The 23,847-nt window shown below is 63.2% G+C and carries 23 protein-coding genes; 1 reads left to right on the top strand and 22 read right to left on the bottom strand.

Annotation, left to right across the window (positions count from 1 at the left end; translation table 11 throughout):
* Window positions 1–291: 291 nt before the first annotated feature.
* The 15 genes from rpsQ to rpsL form a co-directional block, all read right to left on the bottom strand.
* On the bottom strand, window positions 292–528 hold the full coding sequence (gene rpsQ / locus ACEVQ6_RS13940; protein ID WP_374889600.1) for a 30S ribosomal protein S17: 237 nt from the start codon (window positions 526–528) through the stop codon (window positions 292–294).
* 11 nt (window positions 529–539) lie between these two features.
* Window positions 540–740 carry a 50S ribosomal protein L29 gene (gene rpmC / locus ACEVQ6_RS13945; RefSeq protein WP_374889601.1) on the bottom strand — a complete coding sequence of 67 codons (201 nt, stop codon included), beginning with the start codon at window positions 738–740 and terminating at the stop codon, window positions 540–542.
* Window positions 741–752: 12 nt separating this feature from the next.
* Window positions 753–1,166, bottom strand: a complete 414-nt coding sequence (rplP, locus tag ACEVQ6_RS13950; RefSeq protein ID WP_374889602.1) for a 50S ribosomal protein L16 — start codon at window positions 1,164–1,166, stop codon at window positions 753–755.
* Window positions 1,167–1,204: 38 nt separating this feature from the next.
* Complete coding sequence (gene rpsC / locus ACEVQ6_RS13955; protein ID WP_374889603.1) at window positions 1,205–1,918, bottom strand: 30S ribosomal protein S3; 714 nt, start codon at window positions 1,916–1,918, stop codon at window positions 1,205–1,207.
* Window positions 1,918–2,307, bottom strand: a complete 390-nt coding sequence (gene rplV, locus ACEVQ6_RS13960) for a 50S ribosomal protein L22 (protein ID WP_374889604.1) — start codon at window positions 2,305–2,307, stop codon at window positions 1,918–1,920. The genes rpsC and rplV overlap by 1 nt, the downstream gene beginning before the upstream one ends.
* A 2-nt stretch (window positions 2,308–2,309) precedes the next feature.
* Window positions 2,310–2,588: a 30S ribosomal protein S19 gene (gene rpsS, locus ACEVQ6_RS13965; RefSeq protein ID WP_374889606.1), complete on the bottom strand. Its 279-nt coding sequence runs from the start codon at window positions 2,586–2,588 to the stop codon at window positions 2,310–2,312.
* 14 nt (window positions 2,589–2,602) lie between these two features.
* Complete coding sequence (rplB, locus tag ACEVQ6_RS13970; RefSeq protein ID WP_374889607.1) at window positions 2,603–3,439, bottom strand: 50S ribosomal protein L2; 837 nt, start codon at window positions 3,437–3,439, stop codon at window positions 2,603–2,605.
* Window positions 3,440–3,464: 25 nt separating this feature from the next.
* Complete coding sequence (locus ACEVQ6_RS13975; RefSeq protein ID WP_374889608.1) at window positions 3,465–3,758, bottom strand: 50S ribosomal protein L23; 294 nt, start codon at window positions 3,756–3,758, stop codon at window positions 3,465–3,467.
* Window positions 3,755–4,375: a 50S ribosomal protein L4 gene (gene rplD / locus ACEVQ6_RS13980; RefSeq protein ID WP_374889609.1), complete on the bottom strand. Its 621-nt coding sequence runs from the start codon at window positions 4,373–4,375 to the stop codon at window positions 3,755–3,757. The genes ACEVQ6_RS13975 and rplD overlap by 4 nt, the downstream gene beginning before the upstream one ends.
* Window positions 4,375–5,070 (bottom strand): 50S ribosomal protein L3, encoded by a 696-nt coding sequence (rplC, locus tag ACEVQ6_RS13985; RefSeq protein ID WP_374889610.1) that lies wholly within the window; start codon window positions 5,068–5,070, stop codon window positions 4,375–4,377. The genes rplD and rplC overlap by 1 nt, the downstream gene beginning before the upstream one ends.
* Before the next feature lie 193 nt (window positions 5,071–5,263).
* Window positions 5,264–5,572: a 30S ribosomal protein S10 gene (gene rpsJ, locus ACEVQ6_RS13990; protein WP_003507767.1), complete on the bottom strand. Its 309-nt coding sequence runs from the start codon at window positions 5,570–5,572 to the stop codon at window positions 5,264–5,266.
* A gap of 118 nt (window positions 5,573–5,690) precedes the next feature.
* Window positions 5,691–6,866, bottom strand: a complete 1,176-nt coding sequence (tuf, locus tag ACEVQ6_RS13995) for an elongation factor Tu (protein ID WP_374889611.1) — start codon at window positions 6,864–6,866, stop codon at window positions 5,691–5,693.
* A 73-nt stretch (window positions 6,867–6,939) separates the two neighbouring features.
* A complete protein-coding gene (gene fusA, locus ACEVQ6_RS14000) occupies window positions 6,940–9,039 on the bottom strand; it encodes an elongation factor G (RefSeq protein WP_374889612.1) in 2,100 nt (699 codons plus the stop codon).
* 30 nt (window positions 9,040–9,069) lie between these two features.
* On the bottom strand, window positions 9,070–9,540 hold the full coding sequence (gene rpsG / locus ACEVQ6_RS14005) for a 30S ribosomal protein S7 (protein WP_374889613.1): 471 nt from the start codon (window positions 9,538–9,540) through the stop codon (window positions 9,070–9,072).
* Window positions 9,541–9,622: 82 nt separating this feature from the next.
* Window positions 9,623–9,994, bottom strand: coding sequence for a 30S ribosomal protein S12 (gene rpsL, locus ACEVQ6_RS14010; RefSeq protein ID WP_003507760.1), 372 nt, complete (start codon window positions 9,992–9,994; stop codon window positions 9,623–9,625).
* 537 nt (window positions 9,995–10,531) lie between these two features.
* Here rpsL and ACEVQ6_RS14015 point away from each other — a divergent pair.
* Window positions 10,532–10,825: a transcriptional regulator gene (locus ACEVQ6_RS14015; protein ID WP_374889614.1), complete on the top strand. Its 294-nt coding sequence runs from the start codon at window positions 10,532–10,534 to the stop codon at window positions 10,823–10,825.
* 48 nt (window positions 10,826–10,873) lie between these two features.
* On the opposite strand, the gene ACEVQ6_RS14020 is transcribed toward ACEVQ6_RS14015, so the two are convergent.
* The 7 genes from ACEVQ6_RS14020 to rplK all read right to left on the bottom strand — a co-directional run bounded on the left by ACEVQ6_RS14020 (window position 10,874) and on the right by rplK (window position 23,769).
* Complete coding sequence (locus tag ACEVQ6_RS14020; protein ID WP_374889615.1) at window positions 10,874–12,349, bottom strand: calcium-binding protein; 1,476 nt, start codon at window positions 12,347–12,349, stop codon at window positions 10,874–10,876.
* A gap of 192 nt (window positions 12,350–12,541) precedes the next feature.
* Entirely contained in the window at window positions 12,542–16,744 is a 4,203-nt protein-coding gene (rpoC, locus tag ACEVQ6_RS14025) for a DNA-directed RNA polymerase subunit beta' (RefSeq protein WP_374889616.1), read from the bottom strand.
* A gap of 185 nt (window positions 16,745–16,929) precedes the next feature.
* Window positions 16,930–21,066 carry a DNA-directed RNA polymerase subunit beta gene (gene rpoB / locus ACEVQ6_RS14030; RefSeq protein ID WP_374889617.1) on the bottom strand — a complete coding sequence of 1,379 codons (4,137 nt, stop codon included), beginning with the start codon at window positions 21,064–21,066 and terminating at the stop codon, window positions 16,930–16,932.
* A gap of 264 nt (window positions 21,067–21,330) precedes the next feature.
* The gene (gene rplL / locus ACEVQ6_RS14035; RefSeq protein WP_374889618.1) at window positions 21,331–21,708 is read right to left on the bottom strand and encodes a 50S ribosomal protein L7/L12; all 378 of its coding nucleotides are present in this window, start codon (window positions 21,706–21,708) and stop codon (window positions 21,331–21,333) included.
* A gap of 63 nt (window positions 21,709–21,771) precedes the next feature.
* Window positions 21,772–22,293 (bottom strand): 50S ribosomal protein L10, encoded by a 522-nt coding sequence (rplJ, locus tag ACEVQ6_RS14040; protein ID WP_374889619.1) that lies wholly within the window; start codon window positions 22,291–22,293, stop codon window positions 21,772–21,774.
* 341 nt (window positions 22,294–22,634) lie between these two features.
* The gene (gene rplA / locus ACEVQ6_RS14045; protein WP_374889620.1) at window positions 22,635–23,333 is read right to left on the bottom strand and encodes a 50S ribosomal protein L1; all 699 of its coding nucleotides are present in this window, start codon (window positions 23,331–23,333) and stop codon (window positions 22,635–22,637) included.
* Window positions 23,334–23,337: 4 nt separating this feature from the next.
* Window positions 23,338–23,769, bottom strand: coding sequence for a 50S ribosomal protein L11 (gene rplK, locus ACEVQ6_RS14050; protein ID WP_374889621.1), 432 nt, complete (start codon window positions 23,767–23,769; stop codon window positions 23,338–23,340).
* Window positions 23,770–23,847 lie beyond the last annotated feature (78 nt).

A 23,847-nucleotide genomic window follows, 5' to 3' on the forward strand; every position in this document is an offset into this window, starting at 1 on the left:
CGCGCTGCATCCGCATGAGACCCCTGCAAGCGAGGCATCACGCGTCAACAGTAATCACGCCCCAGCGAAGAGGCGACAGTCAATCGAGATCCGACAGTCGGTTCTCGTCGCGTCCGGCAAAGGGCCGGATAAAAGATCGGCGCGGGATGGATCATTGCCAGGGTGGTTTCCTGAAACCAGGACCTTCCGTGCGCTCAAAGCAAAAGACGCCCGAAGCATCGAGCGTCCCTCACGCAGCTTCATACAGATTTTCGCGCGCGGCGCAAGGGCCGGCGCGCGATTATCCGGCCATCAGGCCTGGACGGAAACGACCGTCCAGCGCTTGTCTTTCGAGATCGGCGCGCATTCCTCGATGGAAACGACGTCGCCGACCTTGTACTGGTTGGTCTCGTCATGCGCCTTGTACTTCTTGGAGCGGCGCACGGTCTTCTGGAGAATCGGGTGGGCGAAGCGACGCTCGACCCGGACGACGACGGTCTTGTCGTTCTTGTCGCTGACGACAGTGCCCTGCAGAATGCGTTTCGGCATAGTGTTCTTCCTTAAGCCTTGGCTTCTGCCGCCTTCTGGCGGGCGATGGTCTTGATGCGGGCGATGTCCTTGCGGACCTCGTTGATCCGCGCGGTCTTCTCGAGCTGGCCCGTCGCCTTCTGGAAGCGCAGGTTGAACTGCTCCTTCTTCAGCTTGGCAAGCTCTTCGTTCAGCTGGTCTGCGCTCAGGGCGCGAACATCTGCGGCTTTCATGGGCTTTACTCCTTACTCTGCGATGCGCTGCACGAAGCGCGTCTTGACAGAGAGTTTCGCAGCACCAAGGCGAAGAGCCTCGCGGGCGAGTTCCTCGCTGACGCCGTCGATCTCGAACATCATGCGGCCGGGCTTGACCTTGCAGGCCCAGTATTCGACGCCGCCCTTGCCCTTACCCATGCGGACTTCGGTCGGCTTCGCGGTCACCGGAACGTCCGGGAACACACGGATCCACACGCGGCCGGCACGCTTCATCGCACGCGTGATCGCGCGGCGGGCCGCCTCGATCTCGCGGGCGTTGACGCGGTTCGGTTCCTGCGACTTCAGTCCGAACTCGCCGAAGGCGAGATCGGTGCCGCCCTTGGCCACACCCTTGATGCGGCCCTTGAACTGCTTGCGGTACTTAGTACGCTTTGGCTGCAACATTTTTTTACTTCTCCGATATTGGCTGCCACACGCGACTGTTAAGCGTTGTCACGACGCCGGTTGTTGGACGCAGCGCCCTGGCTGTCGCTCTCCGCAGCCCGACGCTCGGACGCGGTCGGATCATGCTCGAGGATCTCGCCCTTGAAGATCCATACCTTGATGCCGCAGATGCCGAAGGCGGTCTCGGCTTCGGCCGTGCCGTAGTCGATGTCGGCACGCAGCGTGTGCAGCGGCACGCGGCCTTCGCGGTACCATTCCGTCCGTGCGATCTCGGCACCGCCGAGGCGGCCGGCGCAGGTGATCTTGATGCCTTCGGCACCAAGACGCATGGCCGACTGCACCGAACGCTTCATGGCGCGGCGGAAGGCGACGCGGCGTTCGAGCTGCTGGGCGATCGACTGGGCGACGAGCGTTGCGTCGACCTCGGGCTTGCGCACCTCGACGATGTTGAGGTGCGTCTCCGAGCTCGTCATCTCGGACAGCTTCTTGCGAAGCTTCTCGATGTCGGCGCCCTTCTTGCCGATGATCAGGCCCGGGCGGGCCGAATGGATCGTGACGCGGCACTTCTTGTGCGGACGCTCGATCACGACCTTGGCGATGCCGGCCTGCTTCAGCTCCTCGAGGATGAAGGCCCGGATCTTCAGGTCTTCATGGAGCAGCTTGCCATACTCGGCATTGTCGGCGAACCAGCGGCTGTCCCAGGTGCGGTTGATGCCGAGGCGGAAGCCGATCGGATTGATTTTCTGACCCATTATGCGGCCTCCCCTTTTTCCGCGACTTCACGGACGACGATCGTGAGGTGCGAGAACGGCTTCTCGATGCGCGAGGCGCGGCCGCGGCCGCGTGCGTGGAAACGCTTCATCACCATCGACTTGCCGACAAAGGCCTCGGCGACGATCAGATTGTCGACGTCGAGATCATGGTTGTTTTCCGCATTCGCGATCGCCGACTCGAGCGTCTTCTTGACAGTGTCGGAAATGCGCTTGCGCGAGAACTCCAGCTCGGCCAGAGCCTTGCCGACCTTCTTGCCGCGGATCATCGCTGCGACGAGGTTGAGCTTCTGCGGGCTGACGCGGAGCGTGCGAGCGACAGCCTGTGCCTCGTTGTCCTTCAACTGGCGTTCGGCTTTTGCCTTGCCCATCGTTACTTCCTCTTCGCCTTCTTGTCCGCACCGTGACCGTAATAGGTCCGGGTCGGAGAGAATTCACCGAACTTGTGGCCGACCATGTCCTCGTTGACGCTGACCGGGATGTGCTTGGTGCCGTTGTAGACACCGAAGGTCAGGCCGACGAACTGCGGCAGGATCGTGGAGCGGCGGCTCCAGGTCTTGATCACTTCGTTGCGGCCGCCATCGCGAACCTTCTCAGCCTTCTTGAGAAGATAGCCGTCGATGAACGGGCCTTTCCATACTGAACGAGCCATGTGAGACTATCCTCTTACTTCTTCTTCTGGTGGCGCGAGCGCATGATGAACTTGTCGGTCGACTTGTTCGAGCGCGTCCGCTTGCCCTTGGTCGGCTTGCCCCAGGGGGTGACCGGATGGCGGCCGCCCGAGGTGCGGCCTTCACCACCGCCGTGCGGATGGTCGACCGGGTTCATGACGACGCCGCGGACATGCGGGCGCTTGCCGCGCCAGACCGTGCGGCCGGCCTTGCCGTCGTTGATGTTGCCGTGGTCCGGGTTGGAGACGGCGCCGATCGAGGCGAGGCAGGTGGCATGCACGAGGCGCTGCTCACCGGAGTTGAGCCGAAGGATCGCCATGCCCTGGTCACGGCCGACGAGCTGCACATAGGTCCCGGCGGAACGGGCGATCTGCCCGCCCTTGCCCGGCTTCATTTCCACGTTGTGGATGATGGAGCCGACCGGGATGTACTGCAGCGGCATCGCGTTGCCGGGCTTGATGTCGACGGCCTTGTCGGAGGCGATCACCTTGTCGCCCGCGACCAGGCGCTGCGGCGCCAGGATATAGGCCTGCTCGCCATCGGCATAGGTGACGAGCGCGATGAACGCCGTCCGGTTCGGGTCGTATTCCAGCCGCTCGACCGTGCCCTCGACGTCGAACTTCCGACGCTTGAAGTCGATCAGACGATAGCTGCGCTTGTGGCCACCGCCGCGGAAGCGGACGGTGATGCGGCCGAGATTGTTGCGGCCGCCCTTCGACGTCAGGCCTTCGGTCAAGGCCTTGACGGGCTTGCCCTTGTAGAGACCGGAGCGGTCCACGATGACGAGCTGCCGCTGGCTCGGAGTCGTCGGATTGAAACTTTTCAATGCCATGTTCTTGTTCCCTTTGGGCTCGCCGTCACAGACCGGTCGAGACGTCGATGGTCTGGCCTTCGGCCAGCGTCACGATCGCCTTCTTGACGTCCTTCTGCTTGCCCTTGAAGCCGCGGAAGCGCTTCGTCTTGCCCTTGCGCAGCAGCGTGTTGACGGCCTTGACCTTCACGCCGAAGAGCGCTTCGACGGCGGCCTTGATCTCGGGCTTGGACGAGCCCTTGGCGACGTTGAAGACGATCTGGTTCTGTTCGGAAACCAGCGTCGACTTTTCGGTGATCGAGGGGGACACGATCACGTCGTAGTGGCGAAGATCCGTCATTTGAACCGCTCCTCCAGAGCTTCCACGGCAGCCTTGGAAAGAACCAGCTTTCCGCGGCGCAGGATGTCGTACACGTTGATGCCCTGGACCGGCAGGACGTCCACGTTCGGGATGTTCTGCGCGGCGAGCTTGAAGTTGCTGTCGAGCTCGGCGCCGCCGATGATCAGCGCGTTGGTGAGCCCGAGCGTCTCGAAGTGGCCGGCAAGCGCCTTGGTCTTCGCCTCGGCCGCCGTCAGCTGATCGATGATGATCAGTTCCTCGGCCTTCAGCTTGGCCGACAGCGCGTGGCGCAGGCCGAGCGCGCGGACCTTCTTCGGCAGGTCGTGCTCATGGCTGCGCACGACCGGGCCGTGCGCCTTGCCACCGCCACGGAACTGCGGCGCGCGGGCGGAATGGTGACGGGCGCGGCCCGTGCCCTTCTGCTTGTACATCTTGGCGCCGGTGCGCGAGACTTCCGCACGGGTCTTGGACTTGTGCGTGCCCTGCTGCCGGCGGGCGAGCTGCCAGCGCACGACGCGGGCGAGGATGTCCTCGCGGGGCTCGAGCCCGAAAATCGCGTCGGAAAGGGAAACCTTCCCTGCGTCTGCCCCATCCAGGGTCTTGACGATGAGATCCATTATTCGGCTCCCTCATTTGCTGCTGCACGAATGCCGGCCGGGCGCGGCGCGCTTTCCGGCGTGCCGGACTTGACGGCATCGCGAACGACGATCCACGAGCCCTTGGAGCCGGGGACGGCACCCTTGACGAGGATCAGGCCGCGGCCTTCGTCGGTGGACACGACTTCGAGATTCTGGGTGGTGATGCGGGTCTGGCCCATATGGCCGGCCATGCGCTTGCCCTTCCAGACCTTGCCCGGATCCTGGTTGTTACCGGTAGAGCCGTGCGAGCGGTGCGAGACGGACACGCCGTGGGTGGCGCGCAGGCCGCCGAAGTTGTGGCGCTTCATCGCGCCGGCGAACCCCTTGCCCGACGAGGTGCCGGTGACGTCGACGAGCTGGCCGGCGACGAAGTGGCTGGCGGTCAGTTCCGCGCCGACATCGATCAGGTTGTCGGTCGAGACGCGGAACTCGACGAGCTTCGCCTTCGGCTCGACATTGGCGGCTGCGAACTGGCCGCGCTGCGCCTTGTTCGTGTTCTTCACCTTCGATTGGCCGGCGCCGAGCTGGACGGCGGTGTAGCCGTTCTTCTCTTCGGTACGCTGGCCGACGACCTGGCAGTTTTCCAGACGCAAAACTGTTACAGGGATATGCTCTCCTGCGTCATTATAGACGCGGGTCATTCCCACTTTCTGTGCAATCACACCTGAACGCATCGGTTCATTCCTCTCGAGAGTCCCTGCCGGGGCTCTTCAACCCCGTCGTGCCTCTTGTTTAAGGTTTCTTCGCCTGCCTCACGGCAGTCGAGGTCGCCCGTTCCTGGAAGCCGTTGGGCGCGAACCCACGTACCTTCCTTGTTGTTGACGGCTTTCGCCGGACCCAACGCGGGCGCCTTGCGGCGCCCTCGCCTCAGAGCTTGATTTCGACGTCGACACCGGCGGCGAGATCGAGCTTCATCAGCGCGTCCACCGTCTGGGGGGTCGGATCGACAATGTCAAGAAGGCGCTTGTGGGTGCGCATCTCGAACTGCTCGCGGCTCTTCTTGTCGACATGCGGCGACCGGTTGACCGTGAACTTCTCGATGCGGGTCGGCAGCGGCACGGGGCCGCGAACGCTCGCGCCGGTCCGCTTGGCCGTCGACACGATTTCCCGCGTGGAGGCATCGAGGATCCGGTGATCAAACGCCTTCAGGCGGATGCGGATATTCTGGCCGTTCATACGACTTGTCCTTGCTCGTTCCCTGTGTCGCCATCGGCCGGCGCACGGGTCTGCTTGTCTTCACAGCGAAAGCCGCGACCGCCCTTCCCGAGAAGGACGGTCGCGACCTCCGGAAACATCACTCGACGATGGAGGCGACGATGCCGGCGCCGACGGTGCGGCCGCCTTCGCGGATGGCGAAGCGCAGCTTCTCTTCCATCGCGATCGGAACGATCAGCTCGACGTCGACCGTCACGTTGTCGCCCGGCATCACCATTTCCGTGCCTTCCGGCAGCGTCACGATCCCGGTCACGTCCGTCGTGCGGAAGTAGAACTGCGGACGGTAGTTCGTGAAGAACGGCGTGTGACGGCCACCCTCTTCCTTCGTCAGGATGTAGGCTTCCGCCTTGAACTTCTTGTGCGGCTTCACCGAACCCGGCTTGCACAGGATCTGACCGCGCTCGACGCCGTCACGCGCGACGCCGCGCACCAGCGCGCCGATGTTGTCGCCCGCCTGGCCCTGGTCGAGCAGCTTGCGGAACATCTCGACGCCCGTCACCGTCGTCTTCGACGTCGGGCGGATGCCGACGATCTCGACTTCCTCGCCGACCTTGACGATGCCGCGCTCGACGCGGCCCGTCACCACCGTGCCGCGGCCCGAGATCGAGAACACGTCTTCGATCGGCATCAGGAACGGCAGATTGATCGGACGCTCCGGCGTCGGGATGTAGGCGTCGACGGCGGCCATCAGCTCGCGGATCGCGTCCTCGCCGATCTTCTTGTTCGAGTCTTCAAGCGCGGCCAGCGCCGAGCCCTTGACGATCGGGATGTCGTCGCCGGGGAAGTCGTAGGACGACAGCAGCTCGCGCACTTCGAGCTCGACCAGCTCCAGCAGTTCCTCGTCGTCGACCTGGTCGACCTTGTTCAGGAACACCACGATCGCCGGAACGCCGACCTGGCGGGCGAGCAGGATGTGCTCGCGCGTCTGCGGCATCGGGCCGTCGGCGGCCGAGCACACCAGGATCGCGCCGTCCATCTGCGCAGCACCCGTGATCATGTTCTTCACGTAGTCGGCGTGGCCGGGGCAGTCGACATGCGCATAGTGGCGGGCCGGCGTCTCGTATTCGACATGCGCCGTCGAGATCGTGATGCCGCGCGCCTTTTCCTCCGGAGCGGCGTCAATCTGGTCATACGCCTTGAACTCGCCGAAATACTTCGTGATCGCTGCCGTCAGCGACGTCTTCCCGTGGTCGACGTGACCGATCGTACCGATGTTCACGTGCGGCTTGTTCCGCTCGAATTTGCTCTTTGCCATTTCCGGCTCTCCGTTCTTCTTCGCCCTTGCGGCGCTTATTCTCTGATAGGGTCAGCGTGAAATCGTAGTCCGGTCAACGCTGACCGGAATACTTCGCCTGGATTTCCTGGGCGACGTTGTTCGGAACCGGTGCGTAGTGATCGAAGACCATCGAATACTGCGCACGGCCCTGCGACATCGACCGCAGGTTGTCGACATACTTGAACATGTTGGCGAGCGGCACGTTGGCGTTGATCACCACCGCGACGCCGCGCGCTTCCTGACCCTGGATCTGGCCACGACGCGAGTTCAGATCGCCGATGACGTCGCCGACATAGTCTTCCGGCGTCACGACCTCGACCCGCATCATCGGCTCGAGCAGCTGGGCACCGGCCTTCTTCGCCGCTTCACGGAAGCAGGCGCGGGAGGCGATCTCGAACGCCAGGACCGAGGAGTCGACGTCGTGGAAGGCGCCGTCGATCAGCGTCGCCTTGACGCCGAGCATCGGGAAGCCGGCCAGCGGACCGGAGGACAGCACGCTTTCGATGCCCTTCTGCACGCCGGGGATGTATTCCTTCGGAACCGAACCACCGACGATCTTCGACTCGAACTTGAAGTCTTCGCCTTCCTCGTTCGGCTCGAACACCAGCTTGACGCGGGCGAACTGGCCGGTACCGCCGGTCTGCTTCTTGTGCGTGTAGTCTTCCTCGGTGCGGCGCGTGATCGTCTCGCGATAGGCGACCTGCGGCGCGCCGACATTCGCCTCGACCTTGAACTCGCGGCGCATGCGGTCGACGATGATGTCGAGATGCAGTTCGCCCATGCCGGCGATGATGGTCTGGCCGGACTCCTGGTCGGTCTTGACGCGGAAGGACGGATCCTCGGCAGCGAGACGGTTGAGCGCGAGGCCCATCTTCTCCTGGTCGCCCTTGGACTTCGGCTCGATCGCGATCTGGATGACCGGCTCGGGGAACTCCATGCGCTCGAGGATGACCGGCTTCAGCGGATCGCAGAGCGTGTCGCCCGTCGTCGTTTCCTTGAGGCCGGCGAGAGCGACGATGTCGCCCGCGAAGGCTTCCTCGATGTCCTCACGCGAATTCGAGTGCATCTGCAGCATGCGGCCGACGCGTTCGCGCTTTTCCTTCACCGTATTCATCACCGACGAGCCCTTTTCGAGCTTGCCGGAATAGATGCGGCAGAAGGTCAGCGAACCGACGAAGGGGTCGTTCATGATCTTGAACGCCAGCATCGACAGCGGCTCGTTGTCGTCGGGATGACGCTCGATCTCGGCCTCGGTCTTCACGTCGATGCCCTTGATCGCCGGAATGTCGATCGGCGACGGCAGGTATTCGACGACGGCGTCGAGCAGCGGCTGGACACCCTTGTTCTTGAAGGCGGAGCCGCAGAACATCGGGAAGAACTTGACGTCGATCGTACCGCGGCGGATCAGCGCGCGGATCTTGTCGTTGTCGGGATAGTTGCCTTCGAGATAGGCTTCCATCGCCTCTTCGTCGATCTCGACCACAGCCTCGATCAGCTTCTCGCGCCATTCCTCGGCGCGATCCTTCAGATCGTCCGGGATCTCGACGACGTCCCAGGCGGCGCCGAGCGACTCGTCGCGCCAGACGAGCGCGTTCATCTCGATCAGGTCGACGACGCCCTTGAATTCGCTTTCCGCGCCGATCGGCAGCTGGCAGACGACCGCCGTCGCGCCGAGGCGCGTCTTGATCATCTCGACCGAGCGGTAGAAGTCCGCACCGGTCTTGTCCATCTTGTTGCAGAAGATCATCCGCGGGACGTTGTACTTGTCGGCCTGGCGCCAGACGGTTTCCGTCTGCGGCTCGACGCCGGCATTGGCGTCGAGGAGGGCGACGGCGCCGTCGAGAACGCGCAGCGAACGCTCGACCTCGATGGTGAAGTCGACGTGGCCGGGGGTGTCGATGATGTTGAAGCGGCGCATCTTGCCGTCACGACCCTTCCAGAAGGTCGTGGTGGCGGCGGAGGTGATGGTGATGCCGCGCTCCTGCTCCTGCTCCATCCAGTCCATCGTGGCCGCGCCGTCATGGACTTCGCCGATCTTGTGCGACTTGCCGGTGTAGTACAGGATACGCTCGGTCGTGGTCGTCTTGCCGGCGTCGATATGCGCCATGATACCGAAGTTGCGATAGTCTTCGATCTTATACTCGCGAGCCATGATGACTGCCTTTCGAGACGTGTGTTCGGATTACCAGCGATAGTGCGAGAACGCACGGTTCGCATCGGCCATCTTGTGGGTGTCTTCGCGCTTCTTGACGGCACTGCCGCGGTTGTTCGCCGCATCCATGAGCTCGCCGCACAGACGATCGACCATGGTGGTTTCGTTGCGCTTGCGCGCGGCCGCGATCAGCCAGCGGATCGCAAGGGCTTGGCGACGCTCGGGACGCACGTCGACCGGAACCTGATAGGTCGCGCCGCCAACGCGACGGGAACGGACTTCGACATGCGGAGCGATATTGTCGAGCGCAGAATGGAAGATCGCGACCGGCTCCTGCTTGACGCGGGCCTGGACGGCATCGAAGGCGCCATAGACGATGCTTTCGGCCACGGACTTCTTGCCGTGCAGCATAATGGCGTTCATGAACTTCGTGACGACCAGATCACCGAACTTCGGGTCCGGGTTGATCTCGCGCTTTTCTGCTCTGTGACGACGGGACATATGTTCTGTCTCTCAACCTGTTGGCGGCGCCTTATCACGCGGAGAACCTCGCGCGGCGCCCGATCAAAACGAATTCTAAGGATTACTTCGGACGCTTGGCGCCGTACTTCGAGCGGCGCTGCTTGCGGTTCTTGACGCCCTGGGTGTCGAGAACGCCGCGGATGATGTGGTAGCGAACACCGGGAAGGTCCTTGACGCGGCCGCCGCGGATCATCACGACAGAGTGTTCCTGCAGGTTGTGGCCTTCGCCCGGAATATAGCCGATGACCTCGAAGCCGTTGGTCAGGCGGATCTTGGCGACCTTACGCAGCGCCGAGTTCGGCTTCTTCGGGGTCGTCGTGTAGACGCGGGTGCAAACGCCGCGCTTCTGGGGGTTTTCCTGCAGGGCAGGAACCTTGTTGCGCTTGACCTGTGCCTGGCGGGGCTTGCGGATCAGCTGGTTTACGGTAGGCATGGACCCATCCCTTGAATTCTTGTCACGATACCCTTTCGGGCGATTTTCGCCGTCGCCGGCAACCACGAACACGTCTCAAAATGCGCGAAAGCCGGGGCTATCGCCTATCCCGCGAATAGCCCGGCCATGGCAGAGGACGCACCGGAGACGGCGCGTCTTGCGTGCAGCATTGTCGTATCAGCGTGCGTTGCGAACCCTGTTTGAGGCGAACTCCAGAACGCGTCGTTCCGAAACAGCCAGCCTCACATAGGCTCTGATGGCGCGGGGTTTACTGGTTTCGGTCCGAGACGTCAAGGGCTCGGTCCCGACATTATCGGTTCTGGGCGGCGGATATGCCTGTATCGCAAGGCTTTTGCGCGCCTGCCGAACCCTTTTACTGTCATCGGAGCGCCCGTTGCCTGGAGAAGCGACGCAATCGCGCTAAGGCCGGGACAAGGGAATCAGCGGAGGCGATTCTCGAGGCCTCGCATGCGATTTGCCGCGCGGGACGCGGATGAATCCGATAAGACGGAGTCAGCATGAACGAAAGGATTCCGCATGCAGGTTTCGCCCGACAACGACAATGATGCCGACGAGCCGATGGTCTTCATCATCATCGGCAAGGCCTATGAGGAAAAGGGCGACGACGGCGTCGACATTCACGTGCTGCTGAGGGCACCCGACGACGACACGGCGGTGCGCGAGGCGCTGAACGCCCTCTCGGAGGAAGGGTTTCTCGAAGCCGACCTCGACCAGATCGGCACCATCGAGGAAATCCCGGACGAGGAGCCGCATGCTTCCGCCTACAAGGGAGCGCTCGAAGGGGAAGTGGCGATCATCCGCTTCGGCTGAGATCGGATCGGGGCCGTTCCCACACGACGACGGCCCCTTTTGCCCTCGTCACAGCAGGATGAAATCGGTTTCCGTCAGGGCGATCTTGCCGCGCAGGAGGAACTGGAGGTCGGCGCGTCCGTCGCCGCCGATATCCGCGCTGACAATAGTGTTGCCGTCGGTGTTGAAGGCATAGGCAAGCTGGCTTGTGCCGCCCGAGATGCCGGCCCTGCCGACGAAGTTCATCGCGCCGAGACCCGACAGATCCAGCTTGTCGCCTTCGGCCGCCGAGAAATCATCGATGAAATCGCGCTTCGTCGTCCCTGCGGCGGAATCACGCGTGCTCATGAAGATGAAGATGTCGGCACCGCCGCCACCGGCAAACCAGTTCTCGCCGGCGCCCGCGACCAGCGTGTCGTCGCCGTCGCCGCCGGTCGCATAGCCGTCGAACCGCCCAAGGATGATGATGTCGCCGGCCTGGGTGCCTTCGACGTTCTCGATGCCGCGCGCAAGCTCCCTGTTGCCGAAACCATCGTCCTGGATCTGGCCCGAGGCGAGCCTGAGGTCGACGCGCGCGCCATGATCGACACCGCCCGACGTTTCCAGCCGGACCGTGTCCGAGCCGGCGCCGCCGATATAGGTGTCCCTGCCCTTGCCGCCCTGGAACAGATTGTCGCCGCTGTTTCCGGTGAACTTGTCGTTGAAAGCGGTGCCGCGCACTTCCTCGATATTCTTGACGCTGTCGATCTGGCCGAAGCCGTCCTTTACCGTGCCCTTCAAGAGGTTGACGACGACGCCTTTCAGGCCGCCGAAATTCTCGTCGCGGTCGTAGCGGAGACGATCCCAGCCGCCGCCGCCGTCAATGACGTCCTTGCCGCCAAGACCCATGAACTGTTCGTCGCCGCCCGACCCGGTGATGATGTCCCGGAGATAGGAGCCGCGAACACCTTCGATGTTCTTCAGCGTGTCCTTGCCGCCCCAGCTGTTGGTCGCCGTGCCCTTGTCGAGGTCGACCACGACGCCCTTCGTCGCGTTCTTCTTGTCGAAGTAGGTATCCTGATAGGTGAGCACGTCGAAATCCGCGCCGCCGTCATAGCGGTTGTTGCCGGCCGACCCCTTGATGAAGTCTTCGCCGCCCTTGCCGAGGATCGTGTCGTTTCCGGCGTTCGAGCCGATGATGATCTCGTCATACCCGGCGGACCCGACGATCGTGTCGTTTCCGGCCGTCAGGAAGGTCATCAGGTCGAAAATGCTCTCGTTCTCGTCATAGGCCCGGAAGCCTTCCGTCGCCTTGTAATTGCCGCCGGTGATGGTGATCAGCTTTGCGCCGTCCACCGTCACGAAGGACACGCCCGTAACCGTTCCGGCCGTCGGACCGTCATCGTTGAAGCGCATGCCCTTGCCGGTGAAGACGATGCTCGAGCCGTTGTCGTCGCGAAAGACGACCTTGGTCGCCGACGTCGTCAGGACCTCGAGACTCTCGGTGTCGTAATAATCCTCGAGCCAGTTTTCACCGAGCGTCGCGCTGATTGCGATCCTTGCCATGGCACCGTCCCCCCGTTTGCCGACGCTGCGTCGATCACGAACCTCTCATATGCAGTAGATAGCAATTGCGCCGATTTGCAACCCGGTCGCACCGCGCAGTTTTGGGTGAATTATTGAGCCTTAAAATGCGAAGACCGCCCGGATGACTCCGGGCGGTCCAGAATTGAGGGCATCGATGCCGCAGGGCAGGTCTTACTCGGCGGCGTCGCTGCCGGCGAGATCGACGAGCATCGGGGTCGCCGATTCCGCACCCGTCGACTTGCGCCGCTCGTCGAGAATCATCTCGTCGCGGGCCGTCGCGATGCGGCGGATCTGCGTCATAGTTCCGCCGGTACCGGCCGGGATCAGCCGGCCGACGATGACGTTTTCCTTCAGACCCTGCAGCGCGTCGGTCTTGCCGGCGATCGCCGCTTCCGTCAGCACCTTGGTCGTCTCCTGGAAGGAGGCGGCGGAGATGAAGGACGGCGTCTGCAGCGATGCCTTGGTGATGCCGAGCAGAACCGGATCGCCGAAAGCCGGCTTCTTGCCCTGTTCGATCAGCTGATCGTTGACATCGTCGAGTTCGATGCGGTCGACGCTGTCGCCAACGATATAGGTCGAGTCACCGGCATCGGTGATTTCAACCTTCTGCAGCATCTGGCGAACGATCACCTCGATATGCTTGTCGTTGATGATAACGCCCTGCAGACGGTAGACTTCCTGGATTTCGTTCACGAGATACGACGCCAGAGCCTCGACGCCCTTGATCGCCAGGATGTCATGCGGTGCCGGGTTGCCGTCGAGAATGTAGTCGCCCTTCTCGATGTAGTCGCCTTCCTGAAGATGGAAGGGCTTGCCCTTCGGGATCAGGTATTCGACCGGTTCGACGCCGTCTTCCGCCGGCTCGATGATGACGCGACGCTTGTTCTTGTAGTCGCGGCCGAAGCGGATCGTGCCGTCGATCTCGGCGATGATCGCGTGGTCCTTCGGACGACGGGCCTCGAACAGTTCGGCGACGCGCGGCAGACCACCGGTGATGTCCTTGGTCTTGGCGCTTTCGAGCGGCGAGCGGGCGAGAACATCGCCCTGGCTCACCTTCTGGCCGGGCTCGACCGACAGGATCGCATCGACGGACAGCATGAACCGGGCTTCGCCACCACGCGACAGCTTGGCGACGGCGCCGTTGCGGTCCTTGATGACGATCGCCGGCTTCAGGTCGGTGCCGCGCGGTGTCGAGCGCCAGTCGATGACCTGGCGCTTGGTGATGCCGGTCGCCTCGTCGGTCGCTTCCAGAACGGAGATACCGTCGATGATATCCTCGAACTGGACCGTGCCTTCGACTTCCGTCATCATCGGGCGGGTATAGGGGTCCCATTCCGCCAGACGCTGGCCGCGCTTCACCTTGTCGCCATCGTCGACGAAGATCTTGGAACCATAGGCGACGCGCTGGGTCGACCGCTCGATGCCGCGCTCGTCGAGGATCTGGATCGCCATGTTGCGGCCCATCGCGACGAGAACGCCCTCCGAGTTGCGCAGCATGTTGCGGTTCTTGATCTGCACCGTGCCTTCATACGACGCTTCCAGGAACGACTGGTCGACCACGGTCGCCGTGCCGCCGAGGTGGAAGGTGCGCATGGTCAGCTGCGTGCCGGGCTCGCCGATCGACTGCGCGGCGATGACGCCGACCGCCTCGCCGATGTTGACCGGGGTACCGCGCGCGAGGTCGCGGCCATAGCAGACGCCGCAGACGCCGGTCTGGATCTCGCAGGTCAGCGCCGAGCGGATGCGGATCGACTGGATACCCGCCTTCTCGATCGCGACGACATCCGGCTCGAGGATCATCTTGCCGGCATCGACGATGCGCTCGCCGGTGACCGGATGATCGATGTCGTCGAGCGCGGTGCGGCCGAGCACGCGGGCGCCGAGCGAGGCGACGACCTGGCCGGCATCGACGATGGCGGTCATGGTGAGGCCGGCTTCCGTGCCGCAATCGACATGGGTGACGATGCAGTCCTGCGCCACGTCGACGAGACGGCGGGTCAGGTAACCCGAGTTCGCCGTCTTCAGCGCCGTGTCGGCGAGACCCTTGCGGGCGCCGTGCGTCGAGTTGAAGTACTCGTTGACGGTCAGGCCTTCCTTGAAGTTCGAGATGATCGGCGTCTCGATGATCTCGCCGGACGGCTTGGCCATCAGGCCGCGCATGCCGCCGAGCTGGCGCATCTGGTTCGGCGAACCGCGGGCACCCGAATGCGACATCATGTAGATGGCGTTCATCGGCTTCTGGCGACCGTTGTCGTCGAACTCGACGGCCTTGATGCGGGCCATCATGTCTTCGGCGACCTTGTCGGTCGCCTTGCCCCAGGCGTCGACCACCTTGTTGTACTTCTCGCCCTGGGTGATCAGGCCGTCATTGTACTGCTGCTCGTATTCCTTCACCAGCGCCTCGGTGTCGCCGACGATCTTGGCCTTCGAGGCCGGGATGACCATGTCGTCCTTGCCGAAGGAAATACCGGCGCGGCAGGCATGGGCGAAGCCGAGCTGCATGATGCGGTCGCAGAAGATGACCGTGTCCTTCTGGCCGCAATGACGGTAGACCGTGTCGATCATCTTGGAGATGTTCTTCTTGGTCATTTCCTGGTTGCAGACGTCGAACGGCACGTTGACGTTCTTCGGCAGAAGCTCGCCGATGATCATGCGGCCGGGGGTCGTCTCGTGGATCTTCGACACCGGCTTGCCCTCGGCATCGACGGTCTTGAAGCGGCCACGGATCTTCGCATGCAGGGTGACGGTCTTCGTCTCCAGCGCATGGTGCAGTTCGCCCATGTCCGAAAACGCCATGCCTTCGCCCGGCTCGTTCTGGTTGAGGATCGAGAGGTAGTAGAGGCCGAGAACCATGTCCTGCGACGGAACGATGATCGGTGCGCCGTTCGCCGGATGCAGGATGTTGTTCGTCGACATCATCAGCACGCGGGCTTCGAGCTGGGCCTCGAGCGAGAGCGGCACGTGAACGGCCATCTGGTCGCCGTCGAAGTCGGCATTGAAGGCCGTGCATACGAGCGGATGCAGCTGGATCGCCTTGCCCTCGACCAGCGTCGGTTCGAAGGCCTGGATGCCCAGGCGGTGCAGGGTTGGCGCACGATTGAGGAGAACGGGATGCTCGCGGATGACCTCGTCGAGGATATCCCAGACTTCCGGCTTTTCCTTCTCGACCAGCTTCTTCGCCTGCTTGACGGTCGAGGAATATCCCTTGGCGTCGAGGCGGGCATAGATGAACGGCTTGAACAGTTCGAGCGCCATCTTCTTCGGCAGGCCGCACTGGTGCAGCTTCAGTTCCGGGCCGGTCACGATGACCGAACGGCCGGAATAGTCGACGCGCTTGCCGAGCAGGTTCTGACGGAACCGGCCCTGCTTGCCCTTCAGCATGTCGGACAGCGACTTCAGCGGGCGCTTGTTGGCACCGGTGATGACGCGGCCGCGACGGCCGTTGTCGAAGAGGGCATCGACCGACTCCTGAAGCATGCGCTTCTCGTTGCGGATGATGATGCCCGGCGCGCGAAGCTCGATCAGCCGCTTCAGGCGGTTGTTGCGGTTGATGACGCGGCGATAGAGATCGTTGAGGTCGGACGTCGCGAAGCGACCGCCGTCGAGCGGCACGAGCGGACGCAGGTCCGGCGGGATCACCGGGACGACCTTCATGATCATCCATTCCGGCCGGTTGCCGGATTCCATGAAGTTCTCGACGATCTTCAGGCGCTTCATCAGCTTTTTCTGCTTCAGTTCCGACGTGGTGTCCGCCATGTCGGAGCGCAGGTCGCCCGCGATCTTCTCGAGGTTCATCGAGGCGAGCATCTCATAGATCGCCTCGGCGCCGATCATCGCCGTGAACTGGTCCTCGCCGAACTCGTCGACGGCGAGCATGTACTCCTCCTCGGTGAGGAGCTGGTTCTCCTTCAGCGAGGTGAGGCCGGGCTCGGTGACGATGTAGTGCTCGAAATAGAGCACGCGCTCGACATCCTTCAGCGTCATGTCGAGCAGCGTCGAGATGCGCGACGGCAGCGACTTCAGGAACCAGATGTGGGCGACGGGGGCTGCGAGCTCGATATGGCCCATGCGCTCGCGGCGAACGCGCGACAGCGTCACCTCGACGCCGCACTTTTCGCAGATGATGCCCTTGTACTTCATGCGCTTGTACTTGCCGCACAGGCACTCGTAGTCCTTGATCGGCCCGAAGATGCGCGCGCAGAACAGGCCGTCGCGCTCCGGCTTGAACGTGCGGTAGTTGATGGTTTCCGGCTTCTTGATCTCGCCATAAGACCAGGAAAGAATCTTCTCCGGCGACGCGATCGAGATCCGGATGGAATCGAAGGTCTGCGCAGGAACCTGCGGATTGAAAAGATTCATGACCTCTTGGTTCATGCCTGTCTCCTTTGCGGGCCGTGGCCCTCGGCTTGGGGCAGGTCGATCCGGCTTTTAACCCGGGCGCCGGATCGCTCCCCTTCAAACAGATAAAACCGCATGCGGATGCGGTGCAAAGCCGGTCCCTGCCCTTCCGGGCGGCCGGCGAAGGGCGCGTCGCCGAAAGCGACGCGCCGCTTGTGGCCTTACTCCGCCGCGTCCGGCAACTGGACCTGGCCTTCTTCGGGCTTGGTGTTCTCCAGTTCCACCGACAGGCCGAGCGAGCGCATTTCCTTGACGAGAACGTTGAAGCTCTCCGGAATGCCCGCCTCGAACGTGTCGTCGCCGCGCACGATCGCCTCGTAGACCTTGGTGCGGCCGGCGACGTCGTCCGACTTCACCGTCAGCATTTCCTGCAGCGTATAGGCGGCACCATAGGCTTCGAGCGCCCAGACCTCCATCTCGCCGAAGCGCTGGCCGCCGAACTGCGCCTTGCCGCCGAGCGGCTGCTGGGTGACGAGCGAGTACGGACCGATCGAACGGGCGTGGATCTTGTCGTCGACCAGGTGGTTCAGCTTCAGCATGTAGATGTAGCCGACGGTCACCTGTCGGTCGAACTGCTCGCCGGTCCGACCGTCATAGAGGGTCGACTGGCCGCTGATCTTCAGCCCCGCCTTTTCCAGCATTTCGTTGACGTCGGCCTCGACGGCGCCGTCGAAGACCGGCGTCGCGATCGACACGCCGCGACGCGTCTGCTCGGCAAGCCGGACGATCGACGGATCGTCATAGTCCTTGATCGGCTCGCCCTTCGGGCCGGTGCCGATGACGCTGTCGATGGTCTGGCGCAGCGGCTCGATGTTGCCGCCCTGACGGTAGGCGTCGAGCATCGCGCCGATCTTCCTGCCCATGCCGGCGCAGGCCCAGCCGAGATGGGTCTCGAGGATCTGGCCGACATTCATGCGCGAGGGCACGCCGAGCGGGTTGAGCACCACATCGACATGCGTGCCGTCCTCCAGGAACGGCATGTCCTCGACCGGCACGATGCGCGAGACGACACCCTTGTTGCCGTGGCGGCCGGCCATCTTGTCGCCCGGCTGGATCTTGCGCTTCACCGCGACGAAGACCTTGACCATCTTCATCACGCCCGGAGGCATCTCGTCGCCGCGCTGGACCTTCTCGACCTTGTCCATGAAGCGCTGCTCGAGGCGCGACTTGGATTCGTCGTACTGGCCGCGCAGCGCCTCGATCTCGCCCTGCGCCTTCTCGTCCTCGACGGCGAACATCCACCACTGCGAGCGGGGATATTCCGAGACGACGGCGTTCGACAGTTCGGTGCCCTTCTTGAAGCCCTTCGGCCCCGCGACGGCGACGTGGCCGCGCAGCATGTCGATCAGGCGGGCATAGACGTTGCGGTCGAGGATCGCCTGCTCGTCGTCGCGGTCCTTGGCGAGACGCTCGATCTCCTCGCGCTCGATCGCCATCGCGCGCTCGTCCTTCTCCACGCCATGACGGTTGAAGACGCGCACTTCGACGATCGTGCCGAAGGTGCCCGGAGGCATGCGCATCGACGTGTCGCGCACGTCCGAGGCCTTCTCGCCGAAGATGGCGCGCAGAAGCTTTTCTTCCGGCGTCATCGGGCTTTCGCCCTTCGGCGTGATCTTGCCGACGAGGATGTCGCCCGGCTGCACTTCCGCGCCGATATAGACGATGCCCGCTTCGTCGAGGTTCTTCAGCGCTTCTTCCGAGACGTTCGGAATGTCGCGCGTGATTTCCTCCGGACCGAGCTTCGTATCGCGGGCCATCACCTCGAATTCCTCGATGTGGATCGAGGTGAAGACGTCCTCGGCGACGATCCGCTCGGAGAGCAGGATCGAGTCCTCGTAGTTGTAGCCGTTCCACGGCATGAAGGCGACCAGCGCGTTGCGGCCGAGCGCCAGATCGCCGAGGTCGGTCGAGGGACCGTCCGCGATGATGTCGCCCTTGTTCAGAACGTCGCCGACGGTGACCAGCGGGCGCTGGTTGACGCAGGTGTTCTGGTTCGAGCGCTGGAACTTCTGCAGCCGGTAGATGTCGACGCCGGACTTGCCGGGATCGAGATCTTCCGTCGCGCGGATGACGATACGCGTCGCATCGACCTGGTCGACCACGCCACCGCGGCGGGCGGCGATCGCGGCACCCGAATCGCGGGCGACGACCGGCTCCATGCCGGTGCCGACGAAGGGCGCCTCGGCGCGCAGCAGCGGCACGGCCTGACGCTGCATGTTCGAGCCCATCAGCGCGCGGTTGGCGTCGTCGTTCTCGAGGAACGGGATCAGCGCGGCCGCGACCGAGACGAGCTGCTTCGGCGACACGTCCATCAGGTTGATCTGATCGCGCGGGGCGAGCATGACGTCGCCGGCATGGCGGCAGACGACGAACTCCTCCACGAACGAACCGTCGCCGTTCAGCTCCGAATTCGCCTGGGCGACGTGATACTTCGCCTCTTCCATCGCCGAGAGGTAGACGACGTCCGTCGTCACCTTGCCGTCGACGATCTTGCGATACGGGCTTTCGATGAAGCCGTATTTGTTGACGCGGGCGAAGGTGGCGAGCGAGTTGATCAGGCCGATGTTCGGGCCTTCCGGCGTTTCAATCGGGCAGATACGACCATAGTGCGTGGGATGAACGTCGCGAACTTCGAAGCCGGCGCGCTCGCGGGTCAGACCGCCCGGGCCAAGGGCCGAAAGACGGCGCTTGTGGGTGATTTCCGACAGCGGGTTCACCTGGTCCATGAACTGCGACAGCTGCGACGAGCCGAAGAATTCGCGAACGGCAGCAGCAGCCGGCTTGGCGTTGATCAGGTCCTGCGGCATGACCGTGTCGATCTCGATCGACGACATGCGCTCCTTGATCGCGCGCTCCATGCGCAGGAGGCCCAGGCGATACTGGTTCTCCATCAGCTCGCCGACCGAGCGGACGCGGCGGTTGCCGAGATTGTCGATGTCGTCGATCTCGCCCTTGCCGTCGCGCAACTCGACCAGCATCTTGACGACCGCCAGGATGTCCTCCTTGCGCAGCACGCGCACGGTGTCGGCGACGTCGAGGTCGAGGCGCATGTTCATCTTCACGCGGCCGACCGCCGAGAGATCATAGCGCTCGGCATCGAAGAACAGCGTGTTGAACATGGCTTCCGCGGAATCCATGGTCGGCGGCTCGCCCGGCCGCATGACGCGGTAGATGTCGAACAGCGCGTCCTGGCGGTTCTCGTTCTTATCGACCGAGAGCGTGTTGCGGATATAGGCGCCGACATTGATGTGGTCGATGTCGAGCACGGGAATCTCGTCGAAGCCCGCCGCAAGGATGACAGGCAGGGTCTTCTCGTCGATCTCGTCGCCGGCTTCGAGGAAGATCTCGCCGGTCTGCAGGTTGACGAGGTCCTCGGCGAGGAAGTTGCCGTAAAGCTCGTCATCCGTCGACTTCAGCGCCTTCAACCCCTTGTCGGAAAGCTGACGCAGCAGGCGCGGGGTGAGCTTTTTGCCGGACTCGACGACGACCTCGCCGGTATCGGCGTCGACCATGTCGGCGAGCGTCTTCTGGCCGCGCAGGCGGTCCGGCTGGAACGGCACGCGCCATCCCTTGCCGTCGCGCTGGTAGAACGACTTGGTGTAGAAGGTCTCGAGGATCTCCTCGCCGTCCATGCCGAGCGCCATCAGCAGCGACGTCACCGGGATCTTGCGGCGGCGGTCGATGCGCGCATGGACGATGTCCTTGGCGTCGAACTCGATGTCGAGCCAGGACCCGCGATAGGGGATGACGCGGGCGGCGAAGAGTAGCTTGCCCGACGAATGGCTCTTGCCCTTGTCGTGATCGAAGAAGACGCCCGGCGAACGGTGCATCTGCGAGACGATGACGCGCTCGGTGCCGTTGACGATGAAGGTCGCATTGTCGGTCATGAGCGGCATGTCGCCCATGTAGACATTCTGTTCCTTGATGTCCTTGATCGACTTCGCGCCCGTATCCTCGTCGATATCGAACACGATGAGGCGCAGCGTCACCTTGAGCGGCGCCGCATAGGTGAGGTCGCGCTGGCGGCATTCGTCGACGTCGAACTTCGGCGGCTCGAACTCGTAGGACACGAATTCGAGCATGGAGGCGCCGGAGAAATCCGTGATCGGGAAGACCGACTTGAAGACGGACTGCAGTCCCTCGTCGGGACGGCCGCCGGCCGGCTCCTCCACCATCAGAAACTGGTCGTAGGACGCCTTCTGGACCTCGATGAGGTTCGGCATTTCCGCGACTTCAGGGATCTTTCCGAAAAACTTGCGTACGCGCCTGCGACCGTTGAACGAAAGCGTCTGAGCCATCGTCGCTCCTTGTCAAATGTGCACCCGGGCCTGCAGATGACGGCGGCCGCTGGCCAGTCGGCGCCGTCGCATCATGGTCTCAAATCCCGTTCCTCTGGCGAAGGCGGCCGGCCGGATTGCCTGGCGACCTGCGCGGGAACCATCCTCTTGAGAACCCATTACCCAAAGGCCTGATCAGAGGCCTTTGGGTAATAGTTTCCGAAAAAGACCAAAGAGAGGCGGCCGTCTTCCAGGCCGCCTCCCCTGTCATAAAGTCAGAACGACTTACTTGACGTCGACCTTGGCGCCGGCATCTTCCAGCTTCTTCTTGAGGTCGGCGGCTTCGCCCTTCGAGACGGCTTCCTTGACCGGCTTCGGAGCGCCTTCGACCAAGTCCTTGGCTTCCTTGAGGCCGAGACCGGTGATGGCGCGGACTTCCTTGATCACGTTGATCTTGTTGGCGCCGGCCTCGACGAGGATGACGTCGAACTCGGTCTTCTCTTCTTCGACCGGGGCAGCGGCAGCAGCGCCGCCGGCAGCGGCGACGGCGACCGGAGCCGCAGCCGAAACGCCCCACTTCTCTTCGAGAAGCTTCGAAAGCTCGGCGGCTTCCAGAACGGTGAGGGCGGAGAGGTCTTCTACGATCTTGGCGAGATCAGCCATTGTCTTAATCCTTGATTGCTTTTCGGTTCGAACCGGTTGGATGAATTACAGCGAAAAACCGCCTCACGCGGCTTCTTCGTCCTTCTTGGCATAGGCCGCGAACACGCGGGCAAGCTGGCTTGCCGGTGCTGCGACAACCCCTGCGATGCGGGTGGCCGGCGTGTTGATCATGCCGAGCAGCTTCGCGCGCAGTTCATCGAGCGAAGGCAGGGTCGCGAGCGACTTCACACCTTCCGCATCGAGGTTGGTTGCCCCCATGGCGCCGCCGAGAATCACGAGCTTGTCGTTGGTCTTGGCGAATTCCATGGCGATCTTCGGAGCGGTCACCGGATCATCGCTGTAGGCGATGAGCGTCTGACCCTTGAAAAGGGAATCGATCCCTTCCGACTCCGTGCCCTGAAGAGCAATTTTGGCCAGGCGGTTCTTCGCGACTTTGACGGTACCGCCCGCGGCGCGCATCTTCGACCGGAGGTCGTTCATCTGCGCGACGGTGATACCGGCATAGCGGGCCACGACAACCGAACCGGACGCCTTGAAGACTCCGTTCAGCTCCGTGACGAATTCGCGTTTTTCCGCTCTTTCCACTGCCTATCTCCAGTTGACAGGTCTGGCGAGCCAGCCCTGCCGGGTTTGCCTTTGCCGCACGGGATCATATGAGAGATCCCGAGCGACGCTCGAGGATCCTGTCCCCTGCCCGTCATCCCTCTGAACGGAAAGACACCGGTACAAGGCAAGCCGAGGTTCGAACCGGACACCGACGCCAATGGCGCGACGAATTCCGGGACTTACCCGTCTCATGCAGGCAAAGTGATTAAGGACGACCACCTGCAGTCTCGGACAGGAATTCCGGCCCTTGCGGACCGGTCTTCCCGGCCCTTGCGGGCCGGAAAAGCACCGTCCCGCGGAAGTCTTCCGCGGGAAAAACATCATGCGACGCTCAGCGTCGCGGGATCGATCTTCAGGCCCGGCCCCATGGTCGAGGAGATCGCCACGCGCTTGACGTAGTTGCCCTTGGCACCCGTCGGCTTCGCCTTGACGACCGCATCGGCGAAGGCGCGGATGTTCTCTTCCAGCGCTTCCGCGCCGAAGGACACCTTGCCGACGCCGGCATGGACGATGCCGGCCTTCTCGACGCGGAACTCGACGGCGCCGCCCTTCGACGCCTTGACGGCGCCCGTGACGTCCATCGTCACCGTGCCGACCTTCGGGTTCGGCATCAGGCCGCGCGGGCCGAGGACCTTGCCGAGACGGCCGACCAGCGGCATCAGGTCCGGCGTGGCGATGCAGCGGTCGAATTCGATCTTGCCGCTCTGGACGATCTCGACGAGATCCTCGGCACCGACGATATCGGCGCCGGCAGCCTTTGCCTCATCGGCCTTGGCGCCGCGGGCGAAGACGGCGACGCGAACGGTGCGGCCGGTGCCGTTCGGCAGATTGACGACGCCGCGGACCATCTGGTCGGCATGGCGCGGGTCAACGCCGAGATTGAAGGCGACCTCGACGGTCTCGTCGAACTTGGCGCTGGCGCGCTCCTTGACGACGGCGATCGCGTCGGTCAGGCCGTAGATCTTCGCCGGATCGAGGCCGTCGCGGGACTTCTGTACACGCTTTGCAATCTTTGCCATGGTCTTAGGCCACCACTTCCAGACCCATCGCGCGGGCGGAGCCCTCGATCATGGTCATTGCACCTTCGAGATCGGCGGCATTGAGGTCCTTCATCTTGGCCTCGGCGATCGACTTGATCTGCGCCTTGGTGAGCTTGCCGGCGGTCGCGCCCTTGCCGGGCGTCTTCGAACCGGACGAGATCTTCGCTTCCTTCTTCAGGAAGTAGCTGACCGGCGGCTGCTTCATAACATAGGTGAAGGACTTGTCCTGGAAATAGGTGATGACGACCGGGATCGGCATGCCCTTTTCGAGTTCCTGCGTCGCCGCATTGAACGACTTGCAGAATTCCATAATATTGATGCCACGCTGACCGAGCGCAGGACCGATCGGCGGGGACGGATTGGCCGACCCTGCCTTCACCTGCAGCTTGAGGTGACCCATAACTTTCTTAGCCATAGTCTCTCTCTGCCTTTACGACGGCTCCAGCCTCATGGCCGAAGCGCTCAGGCCGGTTGCCCGGCCGATGGGCCGGCC

It is taken from the genome of Ensifer soli, from assembly GCF_041928815.1.
In the GTDB taxonomy this organism is placed as follows: Bacteria; Pseudomonadota; Alphaproteobacteria; order Rhizobiales; family Rhizobiaceae; genus JBHFEI01.

What these genes read in the sequence shown, in the direction of transcription:
- rplD (WP_374889609.1), bottom strand. Translation starts at nt 4,375, where the DNA reads ATGGATCTCATCGTCAAGACCCTGGATGGGGCAGACGCAGGGAAGGTT.
- rplB (WP_374889607.1), bottom strand. Translation starts at nt 3,439, where the DNA reads ATGGCATTGAAAAGTTTCAATCCGACGACTCCGAGCCAGCGGCAGCTC.
- rpsS (WP_374889606.1), bottom strand. Translation starts at nt 2,588, where the DNA reads ATGGCTCGTTCAGTATGGAAAGGCCCGTTCATCGACGGCTATCTTCTC.
- ACEVQ6_RS14020 (WP_374889615.1), bottom strand. Translation starts at nt 12,349, where the DNA reads ATGGCAAGGATCGCAATCAGCGCGACGCTCGGTGAAAACTGGCTCGAG.
- fusA (WP_374889612.1), bottom strand. Translation starts at nt 9,039, where the DNA reads ATGGCTCGCGAGTATAAGATCGAAGACTATCGCAACTTCGGTATCATG.
- rpsG (WP_374889613.1), bottom strand. Translation starts at nt 9,540, where the DNA reads ATGTCCCGTCGTCACAGAGCAGAAAAGCGCGAGATCAACCCGGACCCG.
- rpsJ (WP_003507767.1), bottom strand. Translation starts at nt 5,572, where the DNA reads ATGAACGGCCAGAATATCCGCATCCGCCTGAAGGCGTTTGATCACCGG.
- rpsL (WP_003507760.1), bottom strand. Translation starts at nt 9,994, where the DNA reads ATGCCTACCGTAAACCAGCTGATCCGCAAGCCCCGCCAGGCACAGGTC.
- rpoB (WP_374889617.1), bottom strand. Translation starts at nt 21,066, where the DNA reads ATGGCTCAGACGCTTTCGTTCAACGGTCGCAGGCGCGTACGCAAGTTT.
- rpoC (WP_374889616.1), bottom strand. Translation starts at nt 16,744, where the DNA reads ATGAACCAAGAGGTCATGAATCTTTTCAATCCGCAGGTTCCTGCGCAG.
- rplV (WP_374889604.1), bottom strand. Translation starts at nt 2,307, where the DNA reads ATGGGCAAGGCAAAAGCCGAACGCCAGTTGAAGGACAACGAGGCACAG.
- rplK (WP_374889621.1), bottom strand. Translation starts at nt 23,769, where the DNA reads ATGGCTAAGAAAGTTATGGGTCACCTCAAGCTGCAGGTGAAGGCAGGG.
- ACEVQ6_RS13975 (WP_374889608.1), bottom strand. Translation starts at nt 3,758, where the DNA reads ATGACGGATCTTCGCCACTACGACGTGATCGTGTCCCCCTCGATCACC.
- ACEVQ6_RS14015 (WP_374889614.1), top strand. Translation starts at nt 10,532, where the DNA reads ATGCAGGTTTCGCCCGACAACGACAATGATGCCGACGAGCCGATGGTC.
- rplC (WP_374889610.1), bottom strand. Translation starts at nt 5,070, where the DNA reads ATGCGTTCAGGTGTGATTGCACAGAAAGTGGGAATGACCCGCGTCTAT.
- rplL (WP_374889618.1), bottom strand. Translation starts at nt 21,708, where the DNA reads ATGGCTGATCTCGCCAAGATCGTAGAAGACCTCTCCGCCCTCACCGTT.
- tuf (WP_374889611.1), bottom strand. Translation starts at nt 6,866, where the DNA reads ATGGCAAAGAGCAAATTCGAGCGGAACAAGCCGCACGTGAACATCGGT.
- rplP (WP_374889602.1), bottom strand. Translation starts at nt 1,166, where the DNA reads ATGTTGCAGCCAAAGCGTACTAAGTACCGCAAGCAGTTCAAGGGCCGC.
- rpsQ (WP_374889600.1), bottom strand. Translation starts at nt 528, where the DNA reads ATGCCGAAACGCATTCTGCAGGGCACTGTCGTCAGCGACAAGAACGAC.
- rpsC (WP_374889603.1), bottom strand. Translation starts at nt 1,918, where the DNA reads ATGGGTCAGAAAATCAATCCGATCGGCTTCCGCCTCGGCATCAACCGC.
- rplA (WP_374889620.1), bottom strand. Translation starts at nt 23,333, where the DNA reads ATGGCAAAGATTGCAAAGCGTGTACAGAAGTCCCGCGACGGCCTCGAT.
- rpmC (WP_374889601.1), bottom strand. Translation starts at nt 740, where the DNA reads ATGAAAGCCGCAGATGTTCGCGCCCTGAGCGCAGACCAGCTGAACGAA.